Origin of the sequence: Pseudomonas sp. XWY-1 (assembly GCF_002953115.1) — a bacterium.
In the GTDB taxonomy this organism is placed as follows: Bacteria; Pseudomonadota; Gammaproteobacteria; order Pseudomonadales; family Pseudomonadaceae; genus Aquipseudomonas; species Aquipseudomonas alloputida.
Genome location: NZ_CP026332.1, coordinates 1,397,420 through 1,424,189 on the forward strand (window position 1 = coordinate 1,397,420; position 26,770 = coordinate 1,424,189).

24 protein-coding genes and 1 tRNA gene are annotated in these 26,770 nt (G+C 63.2%); 13 read left to right on the top strand and 12 right to left on the bottom strand.

Going from position 1 to position 26,770, the window contains the following annotated elements:
* Positions 1-13 precede the first annotated feature (13 nt).
* From bamC to PRJ_RS06645, 4 genes are all read left to right on the top strand, one after another.
* Positions 14-1,135, top strand: coding sequence for an outer membrane protein assembly factor BamC (gene bamC, locus PRJ_RS06630; protein WP_064492889.1), 1,122 nt, complete (start codon positions 14-16; stop codon positions 1,133-1,135).
* Complete coding sequence (locus PRJ_RS06635; protein ID WP_003254735.1) at positions 1,136-1,894, top strand: MBL fold metallo-hydrolase; 759 nt, start codon at positions 1,136-1,138, stop codon at positions 1,892-1,894.
* A 30-nt stretch (positions 1,895-1,924) separates the two neighbouring features.
* Complete coding sequence (gene purC, locus PRJ_RS06640) at positions 1,925-2,635, top strand: phosphoribosylaminoimidazolesuccinocarboxamide synthase (protein ID WP_003254733.1); 711 nt, start codon at positions 1,925-1,927, stop codon at positions 2,633-2,635.
* Between the two features lie 91 nt (positions 2,636-2,726).
* Positions 2,727-2,816 (top strand) — tRNA-Ser (locus tag PRJ_RS06645).
* A gap of 53 nt (positions 2,817-2,869) precedes the next feature.
* Here PRJ_RS06645 and PRJ_RS06650 read toward each other — a convergent pair.
* Entirely contained in the window at positions 2,870-3,142 is a 273-nt protein-coding gene (locus PRJ_RS06650; protein WP_104960970.1) for a DUF3077 domain-containing protein, read from the bottom strand.
* A 136-nt stretch (positions 3,143-3,278) separates the two neighbouring features.
* Positions 3,279-3,596 (bottom strand): hypothetical protein, encoded by a 318-nt coding sequence (locus PRJ_RS06655; protein ID WP_104960971.1) that lies wholly within the window; start codon positions 3,594-3,596, stop codon positions 3,279-3,281.
* Between the two features lie 576 nt (positions 3,597-4,172).
* Between PRJ_RS06655 and PRJ_RS06665 the strand changes: the two genes are divergently transcribed.
* From PRJ_RS06665 to PRJ_RS06675, 3 genes are read left to right on the top strand one after another with little or no spacing between them, the layout of a single operon-like run.
* Positions 4,173-5,033 (top strand): SH3 domain-containing protein, encoded by an 861-nt coding sequence (locus PRJ_RS06665; protein ID WP_104960972.1) that lies wholly within the window; start codon positions 4,173-4,175, stop codon positions 5,031-5,033.
* A gap of 8 nt (positions 5,034-5,041) precedes the next feature.
* Complete coding sequence (locus tag PRJ_RS06670) at positions 5,042-6,946, top strand: hypothetical protein (RefSeq protein ID WP_104960973.1); 1,905 nt, start codon at positions 5,042-5,044, stop codon at positions 6,944-6,946.
* A 10-nt stretch (positions 6,947-6,956) separates the two neighbouring features.
* Entirely contained in the window at positions 6,957-8,165 is a 1,209-nt protein-coding gene (locus PRJ_RS06675) for a hypothetical protein (RefSeq protein WP_104886566.1), read from the top strand.
* Positions 8,166-8,265: 100 nt separating this feature from the next.
* Here PRJ_RS06675 and PRJ_RS06680 read toward each other — a convergent pair whose 3' ends face one another.
* On the bottom strand, positions 8,266-8,883 hold the full coding sequence (locus PRJ_RS06680) for a LysE family transporter (RefSeq protein ID WP_104960974.1): 618 nt from the start codon (positions 8,881-8,883) through the stop codon (positions 8,266-8,268).
* Positions 8,884-9,073: 190 nt separating this feature from the next.
* Between PRJ_RS06680 and PRJ_RS06685 the strand changes: the two genes are divergently transcribed.
* On the top strand, positions 9,074-9,265 hold the full coding sequence (locus PRJ_RS06685) for a YhfL family protein (RefSeq protein WP_003254720.1): 192 nt from the start codon (positions 9,074-9,076) through the stop codon (positions 9,263-9,265).
* A 327-nt stretch (positions 9,266-9,592) separates the two neighbouring features.
* Positions 9,593-11,230, top strand: a complete 1,638-nt coding sequence (gene mqo, locus PRJ_RS06690) for a malate dehydrogenase (quinone) (protein ID WP_104960975.1) — start codon at positions 9,593-9,595, stop codon at positions 11,228-11,230.
* Positions 11,231-11,362: 132 nt separating this feature from the next.
* Here the strand turns inward: mqo and PRJ_RS06695 are convergent, their stop codons facing one another.
* Complete coding sequence (locus PRJ_RS06695) at positions 11,363-11,698, bottom strand: helix-turn-helix transcriptional regulator (RefSeq protein WP_020193084.1); 336 nt, start codon at positions 11,696-11,698, stop codon at positions 11,363-11,365.
* 49 nt (positions 11,699-11,747) lie between these two features.
* On the opposite strand from PRJ_RS06695, the gene xenA reads away from it, so the two are divergent.
* Complete coding sequence (gene xenA / locus PRJ_RS06700) at positions 11,748-12,839, top strand: xenobiotic reductase XenA (protein ID WP_014755670.1); 1,092 nt, start codon at positions 11,748-11,750, stop codon at positions 12,837-12,839.
* A gap of 123 nt (positions 12,840-12,962) precedes the next feature.
* Here xenA and PRJ_RS06705 read toward each other — a convergent pair whose 3' ends face one another.
* From PRJ_RS06705 to PRJ_RS06730, 5 genes are all read right to left on the bottom strand, one after another.
* Complete coding sequence (locus PRJ_RS06705; RefSeq protein ID WP_104960976.1) at positions 12,963-14,210, bottom strand: FAD-binding oxidoreductase; 1,248 nt, start codon at positions 14,208-14,210, stop codon at positions 12,963-12,965.
* A 2-nt stretch (positions 14,211-14,212) separates the two neighbouring features.
* Positions 14,213-15,790 (bottom strand): aldehyde dehydrogenase (NADP(+)), encoded by a 1,578-nt coding sequence (locus PRJ_RS06710; protein ID WP_104960977.1) that lies wholly within the window; start codon positions 15,788-15,790, stop codon positions 14,213-14,215.
* A gap of 152 nt (positions 15,791-15,942) precedes the next feature.
* Positions 15,943-16,890: a dihydrodipicolinate synthase family protein gene (locus PRJ_RS06720; RefSeq protein ID WP_104960979.1), complete on the bottom strand. Its 948-nt coding sequence runs from the start codon at positions 16,888-16,890 to the stop codon at positions 15,943-15,945.
* A 46-nt stretch (positions 16,891-16,936) separates the two neighbouring features.
* Positions 16,937-17,863, bottom strand: coding sequence for a 4-hydroxyproline epimerase (locus tag PRJ_RS06725; RefSeq protein ID WP_104960980.1), 927 nt, complete (start codon positions 17,861-17,863; stop codon positions 16,937-16,939).
* Between the two features lie 23 nt (positions 17,864-17,886).
* On the bottom strand, positions 17,887-19,500 hold the full coding sequence (locus PRJ_RS06730) for an APC family permease (RefSeq protein ID WP_104960981.1): 1,614 nt from the start codon (positions 19,498-19,500) through the stop codon (positions 17,887-17,889).
* Positions 19,501-19,877: 377 nt separating this feature from the next.
* Between PRJ_RS06730 and PRJ_RS06735 the strand changes: the two genes are divergently transcribed.
* Entirely contained in the window at positions 19,878-20,660 is a 783-nt protein-coding gene (locus PRJ_RS06735) for an AraC family transcriptional regulator (RefSeq protein WP_104960982.1), read from the top strand.
* On the opposite strand, the gene PRJ_RS06740 is transcribed toward PRJ_RS06735, so the two are convergent.
* A complete protein-coding gene (locus PRJ_RS06740) occupies positions 20,648-21,535 on the bottom strand; it encodes a LysR family transcriptional regulator (protein ID WP_003254701.1) in 888 nt (295 codons plus the stop codon). The genes PRJ_RS06735 and PRJ_RS06740 overlap by 13 nt on opposite strands.
* Before the next feature lie 141 nt (positions 21,536-21,676).
* On the opposite strand from PRJ_RS06740, the gene moaB reads away from it, so the two are divergent.
* Positions 21,677-22,195, top strand: coding sequence for a molybdenum cofactor biosynthesis protein B (gene moaB, locus PRJ_RS06745; RefSeq protein ID WP_003254698.1), 519 nt, complete (start codon positions 21,677-21,679; stop codon positions 22,193-22,195).
* A gap of 46 nt (positions 22,196-22,241) precedes the next feature.
* Here the strand turns inward: moaB and PRJ_RS06750 are convergent, their stop codons facing one another.
* Positions 22,242-23,141, bottom strand: a complete 900-nt coding sequence (locus tag PRJ_RS06750; protein WP_104960983.1) for a bestrophin family protein — start codon at positions 23,139-23,141, stop codon at positions 22,242-22,244.
* Between the two features lie 20 nt (positions 23,142-23,161).
* Positions 23,162-24,166 carry a GTP 3',8-cyclase MoaA gene (gene moaA, locus PRJ_RS06755; protein ID WP_003254695.1) on the bottom strand — a complete coding sequence of 335 codons (1,005 nt, stop codon included), beginning with the start codon at positions 24,164-24,166 and terminating at the stop codon, positions 23,162-23,164.
* 222 nt (positions 24,167-24,388) lie between these two features.
* Here moaA and PRJ_RS06760 point away from each other — a divergent pair, with 222 nt between their 5' ends.
* Positions 24,389-26,719: an FdhF/YdeP family oxidoreductase gene (locus tag PRJ_RS06760; RefSeq protein WP_104960984.1), complete on the top strand. Its 2,331-nt coding sequence runs from the start codon at positions 24,389-24,391 to the stop codon at positions 26,717-26,719.
* Positions 26,720-26,770: the final 51 nt, after the last annotated feature.

A 26,770-nucleotide genomic window follows, 5' to 3' on the forward strand; every position in this document is an offset into this window, starting at 1 on the left:
GGAAGTACACCGCATGAAGCGACTGGCTGGTCTTTCCGCCCTTGCCCTGATTATCTCCAACACCAGTGGGTGTGGCTGGCTGTGGGGCGAGGATGGCTATTTCCGCGACCGCGGCAGTGACTACCTGCAGGCGCACCCGACCGCGCCGATGCAGCTGCCGCCGGACGCCAGCAACGTCAAGCGCCTTGATCCGCTGCTGCCGATTCCGCGTAACGTCGCTGACGATACCGTCAAGGGTGAGTTCGAAGTGCCTCGCCCGCAACCGCTGACGGGCGGTGCCGCCCAGGTCACCGACTACAGCCTGCAGCGCAGCGGCAGCAGCCGTTGGGTGCTGGCCCAGCATTCGCCAGCCGAAGTGTGGCCGGTAGCCCGGCAGTTCTTCGAGGACAACGGCTTCCGCATTGCTGAAGAGCGCCCGCAGACGGGTGAGTTCAACACCGCCTGGCAGCGTTTCGACGAACTGTCGGCATCGCTTGGCCAGCGTCTGGCCAGCACTGCCAGCAGCGGCGACAGCGAGGTGCGTGTACGTGTGCGTATGGAGCCTGGCGTGCAGCGCAACACCTCCGAAGTGTATGTGGTCAGCGTCGAGCGCCCGGCGGGCAGCACTGCCGAGCCTGCGTTCCCGTCCACCTCCATCAATACCGGCACCGATGCCCTGCTGGCCGACGAAATGCTTGCCAGCATGAACCGCAGCGCCGAGAAGGGTGGTTCGGTGTCGCTGCTGGCCGCGCGCGATTTCGACGCGCCAAGCCGCGTCAGCCTGAGCGAAGACGGCAGCGGCAACCCGGTGCTGTACCTGGGCTCCGACCTGGACCGCGCCTGGTCTGGCGTGGGCCGTGCCCTGGAGCAGGGTGGCGAATGGCGTGTTGAGGACATCAACCGCAGCCTGGGCCTGTACTACATCAACTTGTCCGAAAAGCCTGACGACAAGCAGAACCAGCCTGGCTTCTTCAGCCGCCTGTTCGGCAGCGAGCCGACCAAGGAAGAGCGTGAAGCCCGTGCCGAGCGTTACCAGGTTCGCCTGAGCAAGGTGGGTGAGAGCGTGCAGGTCACGGTCGAGAAAAACATCAACACCGTGGCTCCGGCCGATGTCGCCCGCCGTGTGCTGAGCGCCATTCAGGACCACCTGGGCTAAGTGCGCTTCGCGGTACTCGGAAGCGGCAGCCAAGGGAACGGCACGCTGATCGCCAGTGGTGACACGTTCATCCTGGTCGATTGCGGCTTTTCCCTGCGTGAAACCGAGCGGCGCCTGGCGCTGCTCGGGGTTTCTGCCGCTCAGCTCAGTGCAGTGCTGGTCACCCACGAACATGCCGACCACGTGCATGGGGTCGGCTTGCTGTCACGGCGCTACAATGTACCGGTCTACCTCAGCCAAGGGACTTTGCGCGGCATGCGCAAGCCGGTGGAGGTGGCCGGTTTTCTCGCGTGTGGCCAAAGCCTGCGTATCGGCAGCCTGGAAGTAACCGCAGCGCGGGTCGAGCACGACGCCTACGAGCCGTTGCAGTACGTGGTCAGCGACGGCAAGCGGCGCTTTGGCATGCTGACCGACCTGGGCTCTTACGACGCGCTGTTGCTGGAGCGTTACCAGGGCCTGGATGCACTGCTGATCGAGGCCAACCACTGCCGCGACCTGCTGGCACGTGGTCACTACCCGGCTTTTCTGAAGCAGCGGGTGGGTGGCATGCAAGGGCATTTGAACAACCACCAGGCCGCGCGCCTGGTGCACGAGTTGGGCTGGAACAACCTGCAACACCTGGTGCTGGCCCACCTCAGCAGCAAGAACAACCTGCCACACTTGGCCCGCCAGTGCTTTGTCGACACCCTCGGGTGTGACCCGGACTGGCTCCAGGTGGCGAATCAGGAACACGGGCTCGACTGGCGCGAAATCGCCTAGCCCAACACCTCAAGCAAGCGGAGCCCAATCATGGAAAAACGCGAAGAACTTTACCGCGGCAAGGCCAAATCGGTTTACAAGACCGATGACGCCGACCGCTTGATCCTGCTGTTCCGTAACGACACTTCGGCGTTCGACGGCAAGCGTATCGAACAACTCGACCGCAAAGGCATGGTGAACAACAAGTTCAACGCCTTCATCATGCAGAAACTGGAAGAAGCCGGCGTGCCGACCCAGTTCGACAAGCTGCTGGGCGACAACGAGTGCCTGGTGAAGAAGCTGGACATGATTCCGGTCGAGTGCGTGGTGCGTAACTACGCTGCCGGCAGCCTGGTCAAGCGCCTGGGCGTGGAGGAGGGCATCAAGCTGGAGCCGTCCACCTTCGAGCTGTTCCTGAAGAACGACGAAAAGGGCGACCCCTTCATCAACGAATCCCACGTTGTCGCGTTCGGCTGGGGCACCGCCGAGCAACTGGTAGAAATGAAGAAGCTGTCGTTGAAGGTCAACGAAGTGCTGAGCAAGCTGTTCGATGACGCCGGCCTGCTGCTGGTCGACTTCAAGCTGGAGTTCGGCGTATTCCACGGCCAGATCGTGCTGGGCGACGAGTTCAGCCCGGACGGCTGCCGCCTGTGGGACAAAGAAACCCGCAAGAAGATGGACAAGGACCGCTTCCGCCAGGGCCTGGGCGACGTGATCGAAGCCTACGAAGAAGTTGCCAAGCGCCTGGGCGTGCCGCTGTAAGCGGCGCGTTCACGCAAGCGCCTGATACCACGCGATTTTTTTGAAAAAAAGATTTGCGTTTTTAAAGAACGCTGGTATGATGCGCGGCATTGGAGAGATGCCGGAGTGGTCGAACGGGACGGATTCGAAATCCGTTGTACTGGCAACAGTACCTAGGGTTCAAATCCCTATCTCTCCGCCATACAAGATCAAGCCCCTGGAAGCGAAAGCTTTCGGGGGCTTTTTCGTTGCGGCTTACTTTTTCATCATCCCCAACTCAGCATCATCCAGCAGCGCCTTGGCCATCGCGCTCAGGTAATGCGAGGCCCAGATCAGTTTCTGGTCGCCGTCCATCAGGCCGGTGATGATCAGGTCGCGCACGTAACCCATCAGTTCGGAAGCCTTTTCGCGGGCGTCCTGGCAGGGGATGCCGGGTTCGATGCGGAACAGCGGGTGGGTGTTGTTTTCGCCTTGGTAGAAGCAGGTCTTGCCGACTGTGGTGGGTTCTTTTGTGTTGTCGGTGGGCATTGTTTTGTTTCCCTGGATTTTGGGTTGCCTGGGCTGGCCTCTTCGCGGGCTCGCCCGCTCCCACAGGTACTGTGCAGTGCGTGACGGCTGTGATGACCCTGTGGGAGCGGGCGTGCCCGCGAAGGGGCCTGACCTGCTAATGCAAGGTGTAAGGCTCTGTGGGTAAATGCGGCCGCATCTGCAACTGCATCAACGCTGACTCGACCAGCCCCTGTACTGCTTCCATTTCATGGATCACGGCCTGCATCACGATCGAGCTGTGGGCGGTAGGTTTGAGTTGCACGGATTGGCGGGCCACGGACAGGGCGCAGAGCACGTACTCTGAAGACTGGACCAGGGTGTCTTGCAGGATCTGGGTGGAATCGGGGGAGTAGGGCGGATCGGGGACTGTCTTGCGCCTTGGGTAGTGGAGCCGCCTGGCAATGCTGTCAAACGAATGGAGGCAGCTATACATGGGTTGACAGACCGGTACCCAAGGACCCGGCGCACACGAATGTGCCCCATGCACAGCTGCCATTAAGCGCTGCAACGGAAACTTGAGTAGTCGGCCTGTCAAAGCCGGTCGCTGATTTCACAACGACGAGCCGAGACTAGAGCGCGACCGAATCCGTCGCAACCGTTTGAGCGGGTTGGCAGTATGTTTGGGAAACGCCCTACAAGGAAGGGGATAATTCTGAGTTCAAGTTGTAGGACGGATTTCTACTAATCAATCAGACAGGCTTCCTGCAACATTTTGTCTTGAACTGCCAATGGCACCTTGGGCTACAATGCGGCGCTCTGATACGCCACTCACGCCCAGGCCACACGCCGTAATGATTACGCGCGCTGGGCGATGAACTCTTCCTGACATGGATTCGTTGGATGCTTTGCGCCGTACTGGTCTCCCCCTGCGCCCCTCGCTGGACGGCTGAATTGTCGTCTGCGGCCAGTGCTGCACACTTTCTGAAAACCCCGCACAAACTCGAATGCTGCCGCCAACCATTGGCTGCGGTACGCGGCTGTGCGCCCCACCGAAAATGGAGTGCTCCACTTGCGTAAGAAATTCGTCGCGTCCCTTCTGGCGGTCGCCATCGCCTCTACCACGGCCTGTGCACAGCTCGGGATCAGCAAAGAGCAAGCGGGCACCGTGATCGGTGGCCTGGCCGGTGTGGCCATCGGCTCGACCATGGGCAGTGGCAACGGCAAGATCGCCGCCGCGCTGATCGCAGGTGGCATTGGCGCCTACGTGGGCAACCGCATCGGCCACATGCTCGATGAAAAGGACCAGCAAGCCCTGGCGCTGCGCACCCAGGAAGTGCTGAGCCAGCAACAGACCACCGCCAGCGCCCAGCCTGTGACCTGGAAGTCCGACCACTCTGGCGCCACCGCGCAGATCGTGCCGGGTAAGGAATACACCAAGACCAAGCAGGTCGAGGTCAAGCGCGCGCCGAAGATCCAGGCGGTGCCGTCGATGAAGCTGATCAACGAGCCGTATGTGACCATCAGCGACAACCTCAACGTGCGCGCCGCGCCTAACCAGGCTGGCGAGAAGGTCGGCAGCCTGAAGAACCACACCGAATTCACCGCCGTGGGCTCCACCGGTGACTGGGTCCTGGTCGGGCGCAAGGGTGTGACCGTGGGCTATGTGCACAAGAACTACGTCGAGCCCAAGGCGCAAGCGGTTGCCAAGCGTGTAACGCCAGCCGTCAACCTGGACGAGCTGGACGTTGCCGCCAGCAAGGAAACCCAAGGTTTCGACCTGGACTCGGTGCAGTCGCTGCCGACCCAGACAGTTGCCGCCGAAGCGGCCTGCCGCCCGGTCACCGTCAGCCTGAAATCGCAAAGCGGCCAGACCGAACAAGAGCAGAACACCTTCTGCAAACAAGCCAACGGCACCTGGGAACTGATCTGAGGAACTCCATGAAAAAGCACGCGCTCGCGCTGGCTGTGATCGGCGCTTGTGGTCTGGTACCGCAGGCGTTCGCCCACGAGCTGGCCTTTTCCAAGAAAGACAACATCAAGGTCGAAGTGCCCGGGGATGCCACCACCTGGTGCAAACCCCAGGTCGACCTGACCATTACCCGCCCGGCCTGGGATAACCAGGAACTGCTGGCGGGCCTGCTGACCAAGCTGCCGTTCGTGTTCGCCAAGGACTGCTCGACCGCCAAGGTGAGCTGGAAGGCGGTCGATGCCAAGGGCAACCTGTACGCCAGCGGCTCGGGCAATGCCAGCAACCTGGGGCTGGTGACCCTGGCTGCTGCACCTGCCACTGACGCCCCGGCACCGGCTGCAGCAGCTGCACCCGCTCCGGCACCTGCGCAGCCAGAAGCACCGGCTGCTGCTGCACCGACACCGGCACCTGCTCCGGCCCCAGCCCCAGCCCCAGCCCCTGCTGCTGCAGCGGCGCCGGCAGTGGTCGAAGCCGCACCTGCGCAGGCAAAACCCGCTCCGGCCCCCGTGCCGGCGCCAGCCGTAGCTGCAGAGCCAGCCCCAACCCCCGAAGCCCCGGCAGCAGCCCCTGTTGTGCCGCCCGTCCCGGCACCTGCCACAGCAGTCGCCGCAGCCCCCACTTCGGACTTCGGTCGCTCGGTGGTCCTGGAAAACCGCAACCTGATGCAGGTAACGGACGGCACCGGCTGCAAATGGGTGCTCAGTACCTCGATCATCGGCGATGGCGACACCCTGTCGTTCGGCACCACCCCGGCCATGCCGTGCCCGGCGTCCGGCTTTGGTGAAGGCAGCTTCGACAAAATCAGCTGGAAGGCTGTGGGTACCTACCGGGGTGATAACTGGACCCGCGTCTATGCTCACCCGAGTGGTTTGATCTTCAACAAGAGCCTTGAGCCTGCGGTAAAGGACAAGGCCGTTTCTTATCTCACGCCGCAAGCTGACCAGGCCGCGTTCCTGGTCGGCGAGATCCCAGGCCGGCAGATGAAGGTGTACCTGACGTTCACCCGCTCCAGCTACGGCGTGCTCCGCCCGTTCGGCAGCGACCCTTACTACGTCGCGGTCACCCCGGACGAGTCGTTTGCCCTGGACGCGACCAAGTACAAGGAAGCTGCGCTGGAAATCTTCGACCTGATCAAGACCACCTCGCCGACCACCACCGATGTGGCCAACCTGTTCATCGTCAAAGACTTGTCGGCGATCTCGAACAACATCTGGGGCAACGACGCGCAGAAAATCACCCGCAACCGCATCGGCATCAACCGCCAAGGCCTGTTCTTCGATGTGCGCGACGGTGCCAACTGGGCGGTACAGCGAGAGCAGCAGCGTGTGCGTGAGCAGCGTCAGCGCCAACAGGAACTGGCCCGCGTGCACACCCGTGTGCTGGAGCGTTACCAGCAGTTGCAGGACGGCATGAGCGACTTCAAGGGGCGCGAAACCGAGGCGTTGGCGCAGATGGCCGGTATCAAGGTGCGCTTCGCTTCGCCACTGGAGCAGCAAAACCCTGCGACTTCGGCCAGCGTGATGCCGATGATGGTGCACGTCACCGGCAAGAAAGGTGACTTCTACAGCATCGACTTCCCGAGCAACGGCCGCCTGGTTGCGGACGAGGAATACAGCGAAGGCTGGTACGTGACCCAGGTGGCCAACGCCACGCCGTACTACCCGCTGGACGACGGCCGCGCCGTGCCTACCTACCGTGCCTACAGCGCCGGTGAACCCGAGGCCTGCAAGCAGGACCACTGTGCCGACCGCGTGTCGTTCGGCGCCGTGCTGGCCAAGGAATTCCCCAACGCCGGTATCGATTTCAGCTGGACCCCCGAGGTCTCCCAAAAGTACGTGAACGACTGGAACAACGCTTCCGCCATGGTCCAGTGAGGCAAACACCATGATCAAACAGATGAACAAGAAGCAGCTGCTGATTGGCGGTGTGGCCGCAGCGGTGCTGGTGCTCGGTGGTGGCTATGCGATGGTCGCCAGCTCGGGCAAGAAGGCTGCGCTGGCCTACTACGACGATTTCAAGGAGCGCTATTTTCTTGAGGATGTGCTGTCTGAGGGGGACATTTCCTACTCGGCGTTTTCCGGCAACCTGACGGTAGCCGACCCGGAGATCCGCGTGGCGGCGGCGCAGACCAATGGCGCCCAGCAGTTCCTGCGCGGCCTGTCGGGCTTGATGGAGTCCGTACAGGGTAGTTCGGCTGAGGAAGGCCTGGCGGGCTGGGCCAAGTACCAGCTCAATGTCAGCCGCAATGTGGCCGGGGTGTACCTGAAGGCTGATGCGCTGAAGCTGGCCCATGACGGAGACAGCAAGGATGGCAGCATTCATATCCAGTTGCTGGGCATGCAGATGAGCAACCCTTACGTTGCCAGCAAGGGTGCCGAAGTCGTGCTGGTGGCTGATGTCAGCGACGAAGTCCAGCCACGTGCCGAGCTGGCCGCCAATGGTCGGGCCGCCCCGTCGAACTTCACCTGGGGCGCCAACATGGCGGTGCGCCAGCCAGTAACTGGCGCGTTTCTGGTCAGCAGCACGGGTGACTTTGGTACCACAGTCGACCTGGACTTCACCATCAAGCGCTCCAGCGATGGCGAAGGCTCGATGGCGTTCGTGGTCACCCACCGCAACGACGGCTCCAAGGTGGGGGAAATCGTGCGCAAGGCCGACTTCCAGTCGCTGCCGGAGCTGGACGATGTCGAAACCCAGCTCAAGAGTGCCCTGAGCGCGATGCTGATCGGGGCATACAGCCCGTACTCCGGCCAGGCGGTGTTGGCTGAAGCGGTGAGCGGCTTTGCCCGCAAGGCCAAGGTCGAGAACTACTCGGTAAGTTACAGCGGCTTCAAATCGCTGAAAGAGGCTTTCAGCGAATACCAGCAGCAAGTCCCCAAGGCAAAGTTCGCAGCCTTCTGCCAGGAGGTTGGGCTGTCGTCGTGGAGCAGTGACTTTGGCGCCAAGGCCAAGAACCACAGCGATTCGGAATGCGCCATCGGGCAGAAGCTGGTCGAAGACGGCAGTTTCGAAGAGCAGTACATCTTCAAGGAAGGCAAGAGCCTGTTTGCGGCGTTGTTCGTGAGCAAGGCCTATCAGCTGGAAACCAATTGACTGGGTAATGGCTGAGTGAACAAGCCCCCGGGAACCATGAGTTGCCGGGGGCTTTTTCAGGGTTGCTGTCAGGCGCGCCCGGACCCTGTCGGGCTTGGGATCAGCGCATCGCCGCCAGTTTGATGCCGAATCCCACCAGGCAAGCCCCCGCCAGCCGCTCGAACATATTGGCAATCCGCGGGTTGGCGCGCATGCGCTCGGCCAGTTGATGGGTCAGCACCACGGCAATCAGCCCATACAGGAAGGTCACCACCGCCACTGTCGCCGCCATGAAACCGAACGTCACCAGCCCTTGGTGTTTCACCGGGTCGACGAACAGCGGGAAAAACGCCATGTAGAACATGATCGCCTTGGGGTTGAGCAGGGTGATCATCATGGTCTGGCGCAGGTACTGGCCGTTGTCCATGCGGCAGGTGTGCGCTGCGCCACCGGGTTTGCTCAGCAGCATGCGCAGGCCCAGGTAGGCCAGGTATGCAGCCCCCGCCCACTGCACCACATGAAAGGCGGCAGGGTAGGTGGCCAGCAGGGTGGCGACACCGGCTACCGCCAGCCACAGCAGCACCTGGTCACCCACGATCACGCCACAGGTCGCGGCCAGGCCTGCCTTGATACCGCCCTTGCCGGTGGCGGTGATCAGGGCGAAATTGCCCGGGCCGGGGATGGCCAGAAGAATGAGGAAGGCGATGACGAATGCGCCGTAGTCGGTGACGCCAAGCATGGTGAGTTCCTGTTGGGTATTGCGAAGGCAGTGCTCTGAACTATCGTCGCCAAAGGCGCGCTTTTCAACCTGTTGTTGCACAGTTGCAAAGAACCTGTGCCAAGCGCGGCTTGGATCCAATGCCTGGAGTCTGTATGATTCCGCGGCCATCAGACGATGGTCGAAGATGATTCATTTAAAGGATTGAGTAATGAAAAAGCTGTTCAAGGCCACCGTAGCCGTTGCCGTCGTTTCGGGTGTCGCCCTGCTGTCGGGTTGCACTGGCCAGGTTTACAACCAACCGAAAAACTGCACCTACGACTACCTGTTCCACCCTTCGGTTTCCATCTCCAAGATCATCGGTGGCTGCGGCCCGATCGATAAACTGCCTCAGCAGCAGTAATCTTGGCGGTACCCTGATCGCGACGCTTGCGGCGTGATCCAAGGCCCCCGGTCATGCACATGGCCGGGGGCTTTTGTTTGTGACGTGACAAACTGCCGCTGGGGCAACCGGTCGCCTTGACGCTCCGGCCTGCAATTTGTTTGTGCTGGCATTTCAGATACAATCGGAAAAACGATTCAGCCTTGTCGGTCAATTCGACCAAAGGCCGAGCCGTTTTCTGGTTCTCTGGCTGCTGAACAATGATCAACAAAAAGCCTGCGCTGAAGAACACGCTTTACCGGGGCCAGCCACAGGCCCTCACTCTGTTCTCCTGACTGGAATTGATCAATGTTCAAGAAAGCTGGCAAGACCTTGCTGGGTCTGGCGGTCGCTGCAAGCGTCATGCAAGCGCACGCTGCAGAAACCAAGAAAGTAGACGTGCTGCTGGTCGGCGGCGGCATCATGAGCTCCACCCTGGCCGTGTGGCTGCACGAGCTGGAGCCAAGCTGGTCGATGGAAATGGTCGAGCGCCTGGATGGCGTGGCCGAAGAAAGCTCCAACGGCTGGAACAATGCCGGTACCGGCCACTCCGCGCTGGCCGAGCTGAACTACACCCCGGAAGACAAAGACGGCAACGTCAACATCTCCAAGGCCATCGAAATCAACGAAGCCTTCCAGATTTCCCGCCAGTTTTGGTCGTGGCAGGTACGCCAGGGCGTGCTGAAGAACCCGCACTCGTTCATCAACACCACCCCGCACATGAGCTTCGTGTGGGGCGATGACAACATCAAGTTCCTCAAGAAGCGTTACGACGCACTGCAGGCCAGCCCGCTGTTCCGTCCGATGCAGTACTCCGAGGACCACGCGCAGATCGCCAAGTGGGTCCCGCTGATGATGGAGGGCCGCGACCCGAACCAGAAGCTGGCCGTGACCTGGACGCCGATCGGCACCGACGTCAACTTTGGTGAGATCACCCGCCAGTTCGTTGGCCACCTGCAGACCCAGAAAGGCTTCGACCTGAAGCTGTCCAGCGAAGTGCAGGACATCACCCGCAACAAGGACGGCTCCTGGCACGTCGAGTACAAGAACCTGAAGGACGGCACCGAGTCGGCCACCGACGCCAAGTTCCTGTTCATCGGTGCCGGCGGCGGCGCGCTGAAGCTGCTGCAGAAGTCGGGTATTCCGGAAGCCAAGGAATACGCAGGTTTCCCGGTGGGCGGTTCGTTCCTGGTGACCGAGAACCCGACCGTGGCCATGCAGCACATGGCCAAGGCCTACGGTATCGCCTCGACCGGTGCGCCACCCATGTCGGTCCCGCACCTGGACACCCGTGTGCTGGACGGCAAGCGCGTCATCCTGTTTGGCCCGTTCGCTACCTTCTCGACCAAGTTCCTGAAGAACGGCTCGTACCTGGACCTGCTGAGCAGCACCACCACCCACAACGTGTGGCCGATGACCAAAGTCGGTATCGACCAGTACCCACTGGTCGAGTACCTCGCTGGCCAGCTGATGCTGTCTGACGATGACCGCTTCGAAGCCCTGCGCACCTACTTCCCGAACGCCAAGAAAGAAGAATGGCGTCTGTGGCAGGCCGGCCAGCGTGTGCAAATCATCAAACGTGATGCCGAGAGGGGCGGCGTGCTGAAGCTGGGCACTGAAGTGGTGGCGTCCGAAGACCGCACCATCGCGGGCTTGCTGGGTGCATCGCCGGGTGCTTCGACCGCTGCGCCGATCATGCTGCACGTGCTGGAAACGGTGTTCAAGGAGAAGGTCGCTACCCCAGAGTGGCAGGCCAAGATCAAGGAAATCGTGCCGAGCTACGGCACCAAGCTGAACGATTCGGCAGCGGCCACCCAGAAAGAGTGGAACTACACCGCTGAAGTGCTGCAACTGGGTAAACCGCCGGTGATCGACGCCAGCGTTGAATTCGGTGGCGCGGCAAGCAAGCCGGTCGAGAGCAAGCCTGAGAACGACATGGCGCTGTAATCGGCCATTGTTGTGAAAGAAAGCCACGGGGGAGACCTCGTGGCTTTTTTGTTGCCAAGCCCAGCGCAACCCTCAGGCTTATCGCCATCCCTGGTAGGAGCGGGTTCACCCGCGAAGAGGCCTGCACAGGTATCACTGCTGGCGCAGTATGCACTCCAGCAACCCGGGAAACCGCTCGCCCAGCATCTCGCTACGCAGCGAATTCATATGGGTAGTCCCCACATTGCGGGTTTGCACCAGCCCTGCATCACGCAACACACGGAAGTGGTGGGACATACTCGACTTCGGCCGGCCTCCGTCCAGCTCGCCACAGCTGGCCTCGGCCACACCGGCCAGGTGGCGGACGATTTCCAGGCGCACGGGGTCGCTGAGCGCATAGAGCAGGCGTTCAAGGATGAGGTCTTCGGGGTTGGGATGTTTATAGGCTCGCATGGTTGACATGATAACGGGGGTTTCATTAATTGCCATAGTTCGATTATGATCGAACAACAGTATTCAAATGAACCCGGAGTTTCCCATGTCCGCACTGTTCGAACCCTACACCCTCAAAGACGTCACCCTGCGTAACCGAATCGCCATTCCGCCGATGTGCCAGTACATGGCTGAAGACGGCATGATCAACGACTGGCACCACGTACACCTGGCCGGCCTGGCCCGTGGTGGTGCCGGCTTGCTGGTGGTCGAGGCCACTGCTGTTGCGCCGGAAGGGCGTATCACCCCGGGTTGCGCCGGTATCTGGAGCGATGCCCACGCTCAGGCGTTCGTACCGGTGGTGCAGGCCATCAAGGCTGCCGGTTCCGTGCCGGGTATCCAGATCGCCCACGCCGGGCGCAAGGCCAGCGCCAACCGCCCGTGGGAGGGTGACGACCACATTGCCGCCGACGACGCGCGCGGCTGGGAGACCATTGCCCCGTCTGCGATTGCCTTTGGCGCGCACCTGCCGAAAGTGCCACGCGAAATGACGCTGGACGATATCGCCCGGGTCAAGCAGGACTTCGTCGATGCCGCCCGCCGTGCGCGTGATGCCGGCTTCGAGTGGATAGAACTGCATTTCGCCCATGGCTACCTGGGCCAGAGCTTCTTCTCCGAGCACTCCAACAAGCGCACCGATGCCTATGGCGGCAGCTTCGACAACCGCAGCCGCTTCCTGCTGGAAACACTGGCCGCCGTGCGCGAAGTGTGGCCGGAGAACCTGCCGCTGACCGCGCGCTTTGGTGTGTTGGAATACGATGGCCGCGATGAGCAGACCCTGGAAGAGTCGATCGAACTGGCCCGCCGCTTCAAGGCCGGTGGGCTCGACCTGCTGAGCGTGAGTGTCGGCTTCACCATTCCCGACACCCACATCCCCTGGGGGCCAGCGTTCATGGGGCCGATTGCCGAGCGCGTGCGCCGCGAAGCGAAGCTGCCCGTGACGTCGGCGTGGGGCTTTGGTACGCCGCAGTTGGCGGAGGCCGCATTGCAGGCCAACCAGCTGGATCTGGTTTCGGTAGGGCGCGCGCACCTGGCCGACCCGCACTGGGCTTACTTTGCGGCCAAGGAGCTGGGGGTGGAAAAAGCCTCCTGGACCTTGCCGGCGCCTTATGCGCACTGGCTCGAGCGTTACCGCTGAGGCTTGGAGGGGCTGCTTTGCAGCCCATTCGCGGGCAAGCCCGTCCCCACAGAGACACCACAGGTTTCAGATGCTGCACCCTCTCTGTGGGAGCGGGCTTGCCCGCGAAGAGGCCGGTAGAGGCTAAAACCGATCCAGTCGGTATGTACCCATCTCAGGCCCACCAGCCTGCTCAGCCAACCGCCCCACCCATTCCGCCGTCACCGCCGCCTGGGTCAACCCCAGGTGCTGATGCCCAAACGCCAACAGCACCCGCCCATCGCACACCCTGTCGATTACTGGCAATGAGTCTGGCAACGAAGGCCTGAAACCCATCCACGGCGTTGCCCCTTCGACGCTCAAGTCGTGCCGGAACAACCCCTTGCTCAACCGGTGCAACTGCCAAGCCCGTTGCATGCTCGGCGGTGCCTGTAGCCCGGCAAACTCCACTGTGCCAGCCAGGCGCAAGCCTTCGGCCATGGGCGTCATGATGAACTTGCGCTCAAGCGAGGTGACTGCAAACGGCAGGCGCTGGTGCTCACCCGGCAACATCAGGTGGTAGCCGCGTTCGGTATCCAGCGGCACCCGCTTGCCTGTCAGCGCAGCGGTCAGTTTCGCAGAATGGGCGCCACAGCTGACAAGCACCTGGCGGGCTTTGAGCGTGCCCCGGTCGCTGGCAAGGCTCACGCCGGCACTGTGCAAATGCCCGCCATCGACCTGCGCCTGGACAAAGCGCACCCCGCAGGCCTTGGCCGCCTCGAACAATTCGCACACCACCCGATAAGGGTCGATGAAGTGCCCCGTGCGCGGGAAAAACAGCCCGCCCAACAGTGACGGGCTCAGTTGCGGCGCTGCTTCGCGCACGGTTTCGGCCGACCAGAAGTCCACCGGCACCGCCTGCTGTTGCATGCGTGTGCGCAACGCCTCCAGCGCCTGGCGTGACTCAGGCTTCTCGAACACCAGCAACGAACCATCCTCTTGAAACAACTCGCTGCGCCCGATCGAGCCCAACAGCCGTTGCCAGGCGCCCAGGCTGCCTTCGTTCAGCGTGCGGATGCCCGCCACGCTGCGCTGGAACGGCGCCGGACGCAGGTTGAGCAGCAGCCGGGTGAACCACGGCATGGCCTTGGGCAGGTATTTCCAGTCCAGGCGCAGCGGGCCCATCGGATCGAGCAGCATGCGAGGCAGGCGCTTGAGGATCGACAGGTCGGCAATCGGGAACACTTGCTCGGTTGCCAGGTGCCCGGCATTGCCGAAGGACGCGCCCAGGCCGGGCGCCTGGCGGTCGACCAGGGTTACCCGATGGCCCTGGCGGGCCAGTTGCAGGGCACAGGCGACGCCGACAATGCCGGCGCCCACCACGGCGATATCGGTTTCAGCGGTTTCGACCATGCTCAGTCTTCCCGTTTACCATCAAGCAGGCGCCGCAGCTGCAGCGGGTTGCCGTGTTTCAACGCTTGCGGCAGCAGCGCATCGGGGAAGTCCTGGTAGCAAACCGGGCGCAGGAAACGCAGGATCGCCGCCGTGCCCACCGAGGTGCTGCGGGCATCGGAAGTGGCCGGGAACGGCCCGCCGTGGACCATGGCATCGCACACCTCGACGCCGGTCGGCCAGCCATTGACCAGAATGCGCCCGGCCTTGCGCTCAAGGGTGGGGAGCAGGGCGCGAGCGCTGTCGATGTCGGCCTCGTCCAGTTGCAGGGTAGCGGTCAGCTGACCTTCCAGGTGTTCGGCTACCTGGCGGACCTGCTCATCGTCGGTGCAGGCAACGACCAGCGACGCTGCACCGAACACTTCAGCCTGCAACGCCGGGTCGGCGAGAAACGCTTCGGCCTGGGTCACGAACAGCTGTGCCTGGCACTGATTGGGGCCCTGACCGGCTTGGCCACTGGCGATGGCCTGGGCACAGGGGTTGTCTGCCAGGGCTGCGATACCGGCCTGGTAGGCACTGAAAATGCCAGGTGTGAGCATGGTTTGGGCGGCGGCCTGCTGCACGTACCCGTCGGCTGCAGTGATGAACCGCTGCAGTGCCGGCCCCTGCCGGGCGATTACCAGGCCAGGGTTGGTGCAGAACTGGCCGGCACCCTGGGTCAGCGAGGCGACGAAACCTTGTGCCAGTGCTTCGGCACGGGTTTGCAGGGCGGCGTCGAACAGGAACACCGGGTTGATCGAACTCATTTCGGCATACACCGGGATGGGCTCCGGGCGCGCCTGGGCGGCCTGGCACAGCGCCATGCCACCGCTGCGCGAGCCGGTGAAACCAACGGCCTTGATACGTGGGTCGCTGACCAGGGCAATGCCCACTTCACGGCCCGAGCCATAAAGCAGCGAGAACACACCCTCCGGTAAGCCGCACTGCTTCACTGCTTGGGCCACTGCCTGGCCGACCAGCTCACTGGTGCCGGGGTGGGCACTGTGGGCCTTGACCACCACGGGGCAGCCAGCGGCCAGTGCCGACGCGGTGTCACCACCGGCCACCGAGAAGGCCAGCGGGAAATTGCTGGCGCCGAACACGGCGACTGGCCCCAGGGCCACCTGGCGCTGGCGCAAATCAGCGCGGGGGAGGGGCTGGCGCTCAGGCAGGGCGCTGTCGACCCGCACGTCCAGCCATTCGCCGGCCCGCACTGTACGGGCAAAGGTGCGTAGCTGGGTGCAGGTACGGCCACGCTCGCCCTGAATGCGCGCCTTGGGCAGGCCGGTTTCGATCACGGCGCGGTCGATCAGGGCATCGCCGAGGGCCTCGATCTGTGTGGCGATGGCTTCAAGGAACTCTGCTCGTTGTTCGAGCGATGTTTCGCGGTAGGCGTCGAATGCCGCCCAGGCCAGCGCGCAGGCCTGGGCCACGTGTTCGCCGGTGCCGCCGAGGTAGGCCGGTTCCAGCGCCTGACCGGTGGCCGGGTCGATGGCACGGATGGCTTCGCGGCTGCCGGTTACCGGCCTCTGGCCGATCAGCAGGTTGCCTGTGAGGGTCATGGAGCCTCCTTGGAAATCTAATGCAGATGCATGGGGGGGATTACGACCCCTGTAGGAGCGGGTTCACCCGCGAACACCGGCAAAGCCGGTGCCATGCACCGGGTCGCCTGATTCGCGGGCACGCCCGCTCCCACAGGGAGAGCAGTGGCTGCTCAGGCGATGTTCTGCTCAGCCGACCAGCTGGCGTACCAGTTGCGGAACAGCGCGTACTGCTGTTCGGCATAGTTGCGCTGGGCGTCGGTCAGGACGTCGGTCTCGTTGAAGTGCAGGCTGTACTCGGTGTCGCCGTTGAGCACCATCAAGTGCTTGTAATACAACACCAGGTCGCAGCCTTCATCGAACGACGACAGCACCGCCAGCGCCGCTTCCAACTCGCGCGCCAGGCGGCGGGCACGGGCGTCGCCTTTGGCGGCCTGTTTGCTCAGGCTCACCAGTTGCAGCACTTCGCGCGGCAGCGCGTTGCCGATGCCGGTGATGGCGCCGGTGGCGTTGCAGTTGACGAAGCCATGCACCACCTGGGTGTCGACACCGACCATCAGGGTGACATCGTCATCCTTGGAGGTGATGTGCTCGGCGGCGTAGCGCAGGTCGGCGCCACCGCCGAACTCCTTGAAGCCGATCAGGTTGGGGAACTGGCTGCGCAGTTCGAAGAACAGGTCGGCGCGGGTGGCAAAGCCGTAGTAAGGGCTGTTGTAGATCACCGCCGGCAGTTTCGGTGCGGCAGCGAGGATGGCCGAGAAATGGTGCTTCTGGGCGATCAGCGAAGCACCGCGGCTGAGCACGCGGGGGATGACCATCAGGCCGGCGGCACCGACCTTGGCGGCGTGGGCGGCATGCGACACTGCCTCACGGGTGTTGACTGCGCCCGTGCCGACGATGGTCGGGATACCGGCCGCCACCAGGCGCGCCACGCCTTCCTGGCGCTCGGCCTCGGTCAGCAGCGGCCAGTCACCCATCGAGCCGCAGTACACCACCGCGCTCATGCCGGCCTCGATCAGTTGGCGGCCCTTGCGCACCAAGGCGTCGAAGTCCGGCTTGCGCTCGGCGGTGCATGGGGTCATCAGGGCGGGCATGGTGCCGGTGAAAATGTTGTTGGTCATTGTTGTTACTCCTGGCGAAATTGGGTTTGGTCAAAAGGCCGGGGGCTCAGATGCCCCAGGCGAACGGGTCCTGTTCGTCGATCAGCAGGGTGCTGTCGGCGGTCATGTGGGCACGGCCGGTGATGAACGGTCGAATACGCTCGCCGTCGCGCTCGTAACGGCCGTGAAACTGGCTGCCGGTGATGCTGGCCTGCACCCAGGTCTGGCCTTCGGCAAGCTTGCCGTCGGCGGCCAGGCAGGCCAGCTTGGCGCTGGTGCCTGTGCCGCACGGGGAGCGGTCGTAGGCCTTGCCGGGGCACATCACGAAGTTGCGGCTGTCGGCGTTGGGGTCGTCGGCGAACAGTTCGATGTGGTCGATGGGCGCGCCGTTCTCGCCGGTGATGCCCTGGGCTTCCAGGGCCTTGAGCATGGCCCAGGTGTACTCGGTCAACACCTCGCGGTTATCCAGCTCGATGCGCTGGCCGTGTTCGGACACAAGGAAAAACCAGTTGCCGCCCCAGGCGATATCGCCGTGCACCACGCCATGGCCGGGCACGTCCACCGCAACCTGTTGGCGGTAGCGGTAGGAGGGCACGTTGCCGATGGTGATGGCGCCGTCGTCATGCAGGGTGGCGCTGACCTGGCCGACCGGGGTGTCGATCTTGTGCACACCCGGTGCGATCAGGCCCAGGTACAGCAACGACGCAACCAGGCCGATGGTGCCGTGACCGCACATGTTCAGGTAACCGGCGTTGTTGAAGAAGATCACCCCGCAAGTAGCGTCGGCCGATACCGGCGGGCAGTACAGCGCGCCGACCAGCACATCGTTGCCGCGTGGCTCCAGCAGGCAGGCACGGCGCCATGGGTCGTGCAGCTCGCGCAGTTCGTCGCGCTGTTCGGCCATGCTGCGGCCGTGCAGTTGCGGAAAGCCCTTCATCACCAGGCGGGTGGGTTCGCCACCCGTGTGGGAATCTATGACGTGAATCTGTTTCATGGGCTTGTCCCTTGCGTAAAAGATCAGGAAGCGACGGCAACAGGGCGGCCGTTAGAGGTTTCAGCGCAGGCTTCGCTTTCGTCGTCGCCTTCCAGGCGCACCAGGTGGGCAGGCACACCCGTGGCGGCGCCCCAGTAGTAGATGCCCAGTGCACAGGCCGCCACGACCACGGTGTCGAATGGGTGGCCGATGACGCCCAGGCCGCCGAAGCTGCCCAGCCACGACAGCAGGATGGTCAGCGCATAGAACCCGATCAGCCACGCCGACGAGCGAACTTGCTGACCCAGCGACAGGTGCTGGGTGGGTACGAAACGGCTGCACAGCAGGTACAGCACGAACATCACGATCTGCAGGGCCAGCAGCCACGACACGGTGTTCCAGCCCGACCAGTACACGATCAGCGCAGCGATGATGAACGACAGCGGGCCGAGCACAGCCATGCCCTTGACCCGGAACGGGCGCGGCATGTGTGGTGCATTGCGGCGCAGGGCGGCGACGCTGACCGGCGCTACGGCGTAGCTCAGTACCAGAGCGGCGGATACCACGTTGATCAGCGCTTCCCACGACGGGAACGGCAGGGTCCAGAACACCGACAGGCCGAACGTCAGCCACAGGGCCGGGCGCGGGATGCCGGACTCTGCATCGATGCGGGTGAAGTACTTGAAGAAGGTGCCGGTCTGGGCCCAGCCATAGATCACGCGCGGGGTGGCGTTCATGTAGATGTTGCCGCAGCCGCTTGGCGAGATCACTGCGTCGGCCACCACCAGGTAGGCGAGCCAGCCCACACCCAGGGCCAGGGCAATGTCACGGTAGGGCAGGGCCAGTTCCTTGGTCACGCTGGCCCAGCCGTTGGCCAACATTTCGGTCGGCACGCTGCCGAGGAAGGCCAGTTGCAGCAAGGCGTAGATAGCGGTGGACAGCAACACCGAAAGAATCAGCGCAATCGGGATGGTGCGCTGCGGGTTCTTCACCTCGCTGGCTACCGATATGATCGGCGTCAGGCCCAGGTAGGCGAAGATGATGCCACCGGCGGATACCGCCATTTCCACCCCGGACAGGCCGAACGGGGCAAAGCCCTGGACCTCGAAGTTTTCCGGTTTGAAGAAGGTGAACAGCACGCCGATCACCAGCAGCGGCACGATGAACTTGAACACGCTGACCAGGTTGTTGGCCTTGGCGAAGGTTTTCACGCTGCGGTAGTTGAGGAAGAAGAACAGCCCCAGCAAGGCGAACTGCACCAGCCAGCCGAGCACGGTCGGGTCGCTGGAGCCGGCCTTGGTCAGCCCGGGAAACCAGGCGGCGGCGTATTGGCGTGAGGCGACCACTTCGATGGCGATCAGGCTGGAAAAGGCGATCAGGGTGATGAAGCCCATCAGGTAGCCCAACAGTGGACCGTGCGAGTACACCGGGTAGCGCACCACGCCACCGGCGCGGGGCAAGGCGGCGCCCAGCTCGCAGTAGACGATGCCCAGCAACAGTACGGCGAACCCGCCCAGGAACCAGGAGAGGATGCCGGCCGGGCCGGCGATGGCCGAGACATGGCTGGCGGCAAACAGCCAACCGGAGCCGAAGATGGCGCCTAGGCCGATGAAGGTGAGGTCCAGCAGTGATAACTGTTTTTTGAATTTGCCTGACATGGGTTCGCCTTTTTGTTGGTTATTGGATAGGCAGGTCTGATGTCACGAGATGCGGCTTTTTGGGCCGCGCTCTTGTAGGACTTGGGCGGCTTGCGTGGGACATAGAGTGGACCGATCAGGGCGGCGGTTCTTGATGGTTTTCTGCAAGGGGGATGACGAAATCGGCACAGTTGCAGAAAAACAGTGGTAAGGCGCAAAGCGTGGGGATAGGCTCAAAGCCATACCGGATAAGGGTTTGAGAGATGCAGTGCTAGTGCCGGCCCTTTCGCGGGTGAACCCGCTCCTACAGGTACGGCGCAGAATTCGAAATCTGTGGGGGCCCTGTAGGAGCGGGTTCACCCGCGAAGAGGCCGGCCCAGCCAGCAGAGAACCGACAGATGACCGACACCCCCCTGGCAACCCTCTACCAGTCCCTGGACCAGCACCGCCCCGCCACCCTCGAGGCCCTGCTCGCCGGTGTATCGCTGTTGCTGCCGATGCTCGACGCCATCCCCAACGCCGCGATCTTCATCAAGGATTCTGCCGCCCGCTATGCGTTGGCCAACAACACACTGGTCCAGCGCTGTGGCCTCAAGCGCCTGCAACCGCTGCTGGGCAAGACCAGCGCCGAAGTGTTTCCGGCACAGTTTGGCCCCGGCTATACCGAGCAGGATCGACGTGTTCTCAAGGAAGGCCTGGTGCTGGAGGACCAGTTGGAGCTGCACCTCTACGGCAGCCGTGAGCCCGGCTGGTGCCTGACCCACAAGCGCCCGCTGTACAACCCTGCCGGCGAAATCATCGGCCTGGTCGGCATCTCGGTCGACTTGCAGTCAGCCGCCCACAGCCACCCCGCCTACCAGCGCCTGGCCGCAGTGGACGAGCACATCCGCCAGCATTTTCACCAGCCGATCAGCATGGGCGAGCTGACCCGCATCGCCGGTATTTCCGTGGCCCAGCTGGAGCGCTATTGCAAGCGGGTGTTCCACCTCACGCCCCGGCAGATGATCCACAAGGCGCGCCTGGAGCACGCCCACCGCCTGTTGCATTCGGAGCTGCCGATCACTGAAGTGGCGATGCGCTGCGGCTACACCGACCACAGCGCCTTCAGCCGCCAGTTCAAGCAACTGACCGGCTTTACGCCGCGCCAGTACCGCCAGGCTACCGCCGATCAGGTGGCCTGAAACAGCCCCCGGGCCTCGGCAAAGCATTGCTCGGCAATCGCCGAGCGCGGCTCGCTGCGGCGCAGCAGCAGCCCGACCGGGCTGTGAATGGCGGCGTCGGCCACCGGTACGATGCGCAGGTGCTCGCTGAGGTCTTCCAGGCCGCAGTCCAGTGGCATGATCGCGCAGCATATGCCGGTGTTGATGGCCTGGATGAGCTGGAAGCTCGAGTCGCTCTCAAGCACCGCATTGGGCTCCAGACCACGGCTGCGGAAGCTCAGGTCCAGCGACTGGCGGTAGTGCATGCCTTTGCTCAGCAGCCCCAGCGGAATATCGCCGAGCTCGTCCCAGCGCAGCCGGTCGCTGGCGAACTGGAAGTGCCGCGTATCGTGCAGCAGGCCCATGGTGGTGGTGCCGAGTTCGATCACTTCGAAGAAGCTGGTGTTGACCTGGTCCAGGTAGCAGATACCCAGGTCGAGCTGGTTGCGGCTGAGGCCGTCGATGACCTGTTCCGAGCTCAGCGAGCTGAGCTGAAAGTGCAGTTCGGGGTATTTTTCGCGCAGGGGCAGCAGCAGGTGCATGGGGTTGAAACTGGCCAGCGGCACCGTGCCCAGGCGCAGGCTGCCGACCACCTGGCCACGGCAACTGGCAGCCTCGGCCTGCAGGCCGTCGTGGGCAGCGAGCAGGGTGCGGGCCCAGGCCAGGATGCGCTCGCCGGCCTCGGTGAAACCTTCGAAGCGCTGGCCCCGCTTGACCAGCACCAGGTCCAGTTCGTCTTCCAGGTTGCGCAGGCGCATGGACAGCGTCGGCTGGGTGATATGGCACAGCGCCGCCGCCTGGCCGAAGTGGCGGGTCTGGTCGAGGGCGATGAGGAACTTGAGCTGCTTGATGTCCATGAAAGTGCCTGGCGTCTGGTTATGCAGACCTTAACCCACGTCTGCGATAGATGTCATTGATCGGCCGGTACGTCATATCGATTGGACGCCTCTGGGGGTATGCCTCTAGCGTGGTGAAAATGCCCTTCAAGGAGCTTCACCGTGCGCGTCCAACTTGATGCGGTCTTCGTACCGCTGAACATCGCCGTGCTGACTGTCAGCGACACCCGTACCTACGACAACGATACTTCCGGCGCGCTGCTGGCCAACCGCTCGGTCGAGGTCGGTCACCGGCTGGTGGCGCGAGCGCTGCTCAAGGACGACCTGTACAAGATCCGCGCTCAGGTGGCCAGCTGGATTGCCGATGAACAGGTGCAGGTGGTGCTGATCACCGGCGGTACCGGCTTTACCGGGCGCGACAGCACACCCGAAGCGGTCGAGTGCCTGCTGGACAAGCGTATCGATGGGTTCGGCGAGTTGTTCCGGGCATTGTCGATTCTCGATATTGGCAGCTCGACCGTGCAGAGCCGGGCGTTGGCCGGGTTGTCCAACCGCACGTTGGTATGTTGCCTGCCGGGCTCGACCGGGGCCTGCCGCACCGCCTGGGAAGGCATTCTGGCCGAGCAGCTGGATGCACGGCACCGGCCATGCAACTTCGTCAAACACCTGTTGCCGATGTAGGAGCGGGTTTACCCGCGAAGAGGCCAGAACAGGCAACCACCCACCGTCAGCTCAACACATACCCCACCGGCAACAAGGCGGGAGGCAACTGCTGTTCCCCCAATCCGGCCAGCACATCGCGCTCCACAGTCCGCACCATGGCATCGGTCGGCAGGTCGTTCTCATCGCGCCCGAACGGGTCTTCCAGCTCGTTGCCGATCGCATCCAGCCCGAAGAACGTGTACCCCACGATGGTGGTGAACAGCGGTGCCAGCCAGCCCAGCGGCTCGGCCAGGGCAAACGGCAGCAGCAGGCAGAAAATGTAGATGGTACGGTGCAGCAGCAGCGTGTAGGGGAACGGCAAGGGTGTGCCCTTGATCCGCTCGCAGGTGGCTTGCACTTCGGTCAGGCCCGCCAGGCGTTGCTCCAGCAGGTTGTAGCGCCATTCGCTGATCCGTTGCTGTGCGGCCAACCGTGAACAGTGGTCGCCGATTTCACGCAGGATGCCGTCGCACACATTGTGCGGGCTGATCGCATCGGCCCGGGCCAGCCACGGCCTGGCAGCTGCCTGTTCGTCCTCGTTACGCAGCCGGGCATTGAGCGCATGAGCGAAACCACACAGGTTGCGCAGCAGTTCGGTGCGCAGTGTTTCATCGGCAATCGCCACGCTTTCCCGCACAAACGAGCGGGTTTCGATAATCAGTTTGCCCCAGGCCTTGCGCCCCTCCCACCAACGGTCATAGCACGCGTTGTTGCGAAAGCTCATGAAGATCGACAGTGACAGGCCCAGCAAGGTGAACGGCGTGGCGCTGACCGGGTAGAAATACGCCGGATAATGCCGCTCGATCAGCACGATCAGCGCGGCCAGCAGTGTCACCATCAGGCAACGCAGGGCAATGCGTTTGACGATCGACCCCTTGAGGGTGAACAACACGCGCAACACATCGGTGGAGGGGGGGACGATCATCGAAATCCAGAGACGGCTGCTCAGCCGCCGGTCATGTTCATGAAGCGCAGGATCTGCACATCGCCACCGACTTCAAAATGATGGCGATAGGGCTTGAGGTGCAGCGAGTCGCGAATGGCCTTTTCCAGGCGTTCGGGGTTGCCAGGGTGGGCGCGCAGCACGTGCTTGAGGTCGACCGAGTGTTCGTTGCCCAGGCACAGCAGCAGGCGGCCTTCGACGGTAAGGCGCACGCGGTTGCAGGTGGCGCAGAAGTTGTGGCTGTGCGGGGAAATGAAGCCGACCCGGGTGTTCGCGGCTTCGGCCAGGCGCCAGTAGCGGGCCGGCCCCATGGACGACTCGGTCGATTCGACCAGCGTGAACTGCTCGGCCAGGCGTGCCCGAACTTCATCGCTGGAGCAGAACGATTCGCCACGTTCATGCTCGCTTATCACCCCCAGCGGCATTTCCTCGATGAAGGTGATGTCCAGCTCGCGTTCGATGGCAAAGCGCACCAGATCGACCAGTTCATGGTCGTTGCGGCCTTTGAGTACCACGCAGTTGAGCTTGGTGCGCTTGAAACCGGCCTGGCGTGCGGCGTCGATGCCGGCGATTACCTGGGCAAGGTCGCCGGTGCGGGTCAGTTGCTTGAAACGGTCGGCATCCAGGCTATCCAGGCTGATGTTCAGGCGTGTCACCCCGGCGTCGAACAGCGGCTGAGCCAGGCGCCCGAGTTGCGAGCCGTTGCTGGTCAGGCACAGCTCGCGCAGGCCGGGCAGGGCGGCGATGCGCCCGCACAGGTCGACGATGCCCTGGCGTACCAGTGGCTCGCCACCCGTCAGGCGGATCTTGCGGGTGCCCAGCGCGACGAAGCGCTCGGCCACCTGGAACAGTTCTTCGAGGCTGAGGATTTGCTGGCGCGGCAGAAACTGCATGTCTTCGGCCATGCAGTACACGCAACGGAAGTCACAGCGGTCGGTGACCGACATCCGCAGGTAGTCGATTTTCCGGTTGAAGCCGTCGATCAGGGCCCGGCTGTTCTGTTCCACGTTCGCACTCGAATGGGTTGGGACATGACTCCAAGCTATAACCTGGCCGCAAGGCCGTCAAATTGCTTTGCCTGACCGGTTGATCGATGGCCTCTATCGCTTGGCATCGCCTCTGGCAGCCATGATCGAAACCGCTTATCACGCCGTAAGATCTTTCGATTGGACGCCCCTTCCCACGCTCCATAGGCTGGAAAAAAGCACCGAAGCGTGAGGATTCATCGCATGAGCCAGGACGAACACATCAGGGACTACAAGGGCGCCGCTGCCGGCTGGGGGGCGCTCAAAAGCGTGACCAAGAGCTGGCTGGGCAGCGACAACGCCTTCAAGAACCTGCGGGCCATGCTCAAGACCAACCAGAACGGCGGTTTCGACTGCCCCGGCTGTGCCTGGGGCGAGTCGCCGGAAAGCGACATGGTCAAGTTCTGCGAAAACGGCGCCAAGGCGGTCAACTGGGAAGCCACCGGCCGCTCGGTCGACCCGGCTTTCTTCGCCAGATACAGCGTCAGCGCGCTGAAGGAGCAGACCGACTACTGGCTTGAATACCAGGGCCGCCTCACCCACCCGGTGCGCTACGACGCCGCCACCGACCACTATGTCGAAACCACCTGGCAGGAGGCCTTCGAGCTGGTCGCCAGGCACCTGCGTGCGCTGCAGTCGCCGGATGAGGCCGAATTCTACACCTCGGGCCGGGCCAGCAACGAAGCGGCGTTCCTTTACCAACTGTTCGTGCGTGCCTACGGCACCAACAACTTCCCGGATTGCTCGAACATGTGCCACGAAGCCAGCGGCGCGGGCATGTCGGAAACCCTCGGGGTGGGCAAGGGCACCGTGGTGTTCCACGACCTGGAGCTGGCCGACGCGATATTCGTCATCGGGCAGAACCCCGGCACCAACCACCCGCGCATGCTCGAACCCCTGCGCGAAGCGGTCAAGCGTGGCGCTCAGGTCGTCTGCTTCAACCCGCTGAAAGAGCGAGGCCTTGAGCGCTTCCAGCACCCACAGCACCCGTTCGAAATGCTCAGCAACGGCTCCGAGCCTACCTCCAGCGCCTACTTCCGCCCGGCCTTGGGTGGGGACATGGCGGCAATGCGCGGTATTGCCAAGTACTTGTTGCAATGGGAGCGCGAGGCACAGGCCAAGGGCGAGCCGGCGGTATTCGACCATGCCTTCATCGCCGAGCACACCAGCGGCGTCGACGATTACCTGGCGGCGGTGGATGCCACGTCCTGGGAACACATCGTCAAACAGTCGGGCTTGACCCTGGCCGAGATCGAGCTGGCCGCACGCATGTATCGTAAGGCCGAGCGGGTCATCATGTGCTGGGCCATGGGCGTCACCCAGCACCGCCATTCGGTGCCGACCGTGCAGGAAATCGTCAACCTGCAGCTGCTGCGCGGCAACGTCGGCAAACCCGGCGCAGGCCTGTCGCCGGTGCGGGGCCACAGCAACGTGCAGGGTGACCGTACCATGGGCATTGACGAGAAGCCGTCGACGGCGCTACTCGATGCCATCGAACAACGCTTCCAGTTCAGTGTGCCGCGTACCCATGGGCACAACGCGGTGTTGGCGATCAAGGCTATGGAAGAGGGGCGGGCCAAGGTGTTCATCGGCCTGGGCGGCAACTTTGCCCAAGCCACCCCGGACACCGCGCGCACCCACGCGGCGCTGCAGAACTGCGCGTTGACCGTGCAGATTTCCACCAAACTCAACCGCTCGCACCTGGTCACCGGCCGCGATGCGCTGATCCTGCCGTGCCTGGGCCGTACCGAAATCGACCTGCAGGCCGAAGGGCCACAAGGGGTGACCGTGGAGGACACCTTCAGCATGGTGCACATCTCCCACGGCCAGTTGCGCCCGCGCTCGCCGCATATGCGCTCGGAGCCGTGGATCATTGCCGGTATGGCCAAGGCCACGCTGGGCAACCAGCCGATCGACTGGGAGTACGCGGTGGCCGATTACAACCGCATTCGCGACATGATCGCTGACGTGATTCCGGGCTTTACCGGTTTCAATGAACGCTTGAACAGCCCCGGCGGGTTCCACCTTGGCAACAATGCCGCCGATCGCAACTTCCGCACGGCCACGGGCAAAGCCCGCTTCATGCCCCACGCGCTGCCCGAGGAACTGGTCAACGCCAAGGTACTGGCCCGTGGTGACAAGCCCGACCTGATTTTGCAGACCCTGCGTTCGCACGACCAGTACAACACCACCCTGTATGGCCTGGACGACCGCTACCGTGGGGTGTTCGGCCTGCGTGAAGTGGTGTTCGTCAATGAGGCGGACATCCGTCGCCTGGGCTTCGAACCGGGTGAGCAGGTGGACCTTGTGTCGTTGTGGGAGGATGGCGTGGAGCGGCGGGTGTCGGGGTTCCGCCTGGTGGCGTACGACGTGGCCGAGGGGCAGGCGGCGGCGTATTACCCGGAAACCAACCCGTTGGTACCGCTGGAAAGTTATGGTGAGGGGACCTATACCCCGACCTCGAAATTCGTGGCGATCAAGGTCGTGAAAGCCAAGGTGGGGAACCGCATTGCGGCGGTGTTGGCCTCGGATTGATGGGGTGCCTGTGCTGGCCTCTTCGCGGGTGAACCCGCTCCTACGGGACCC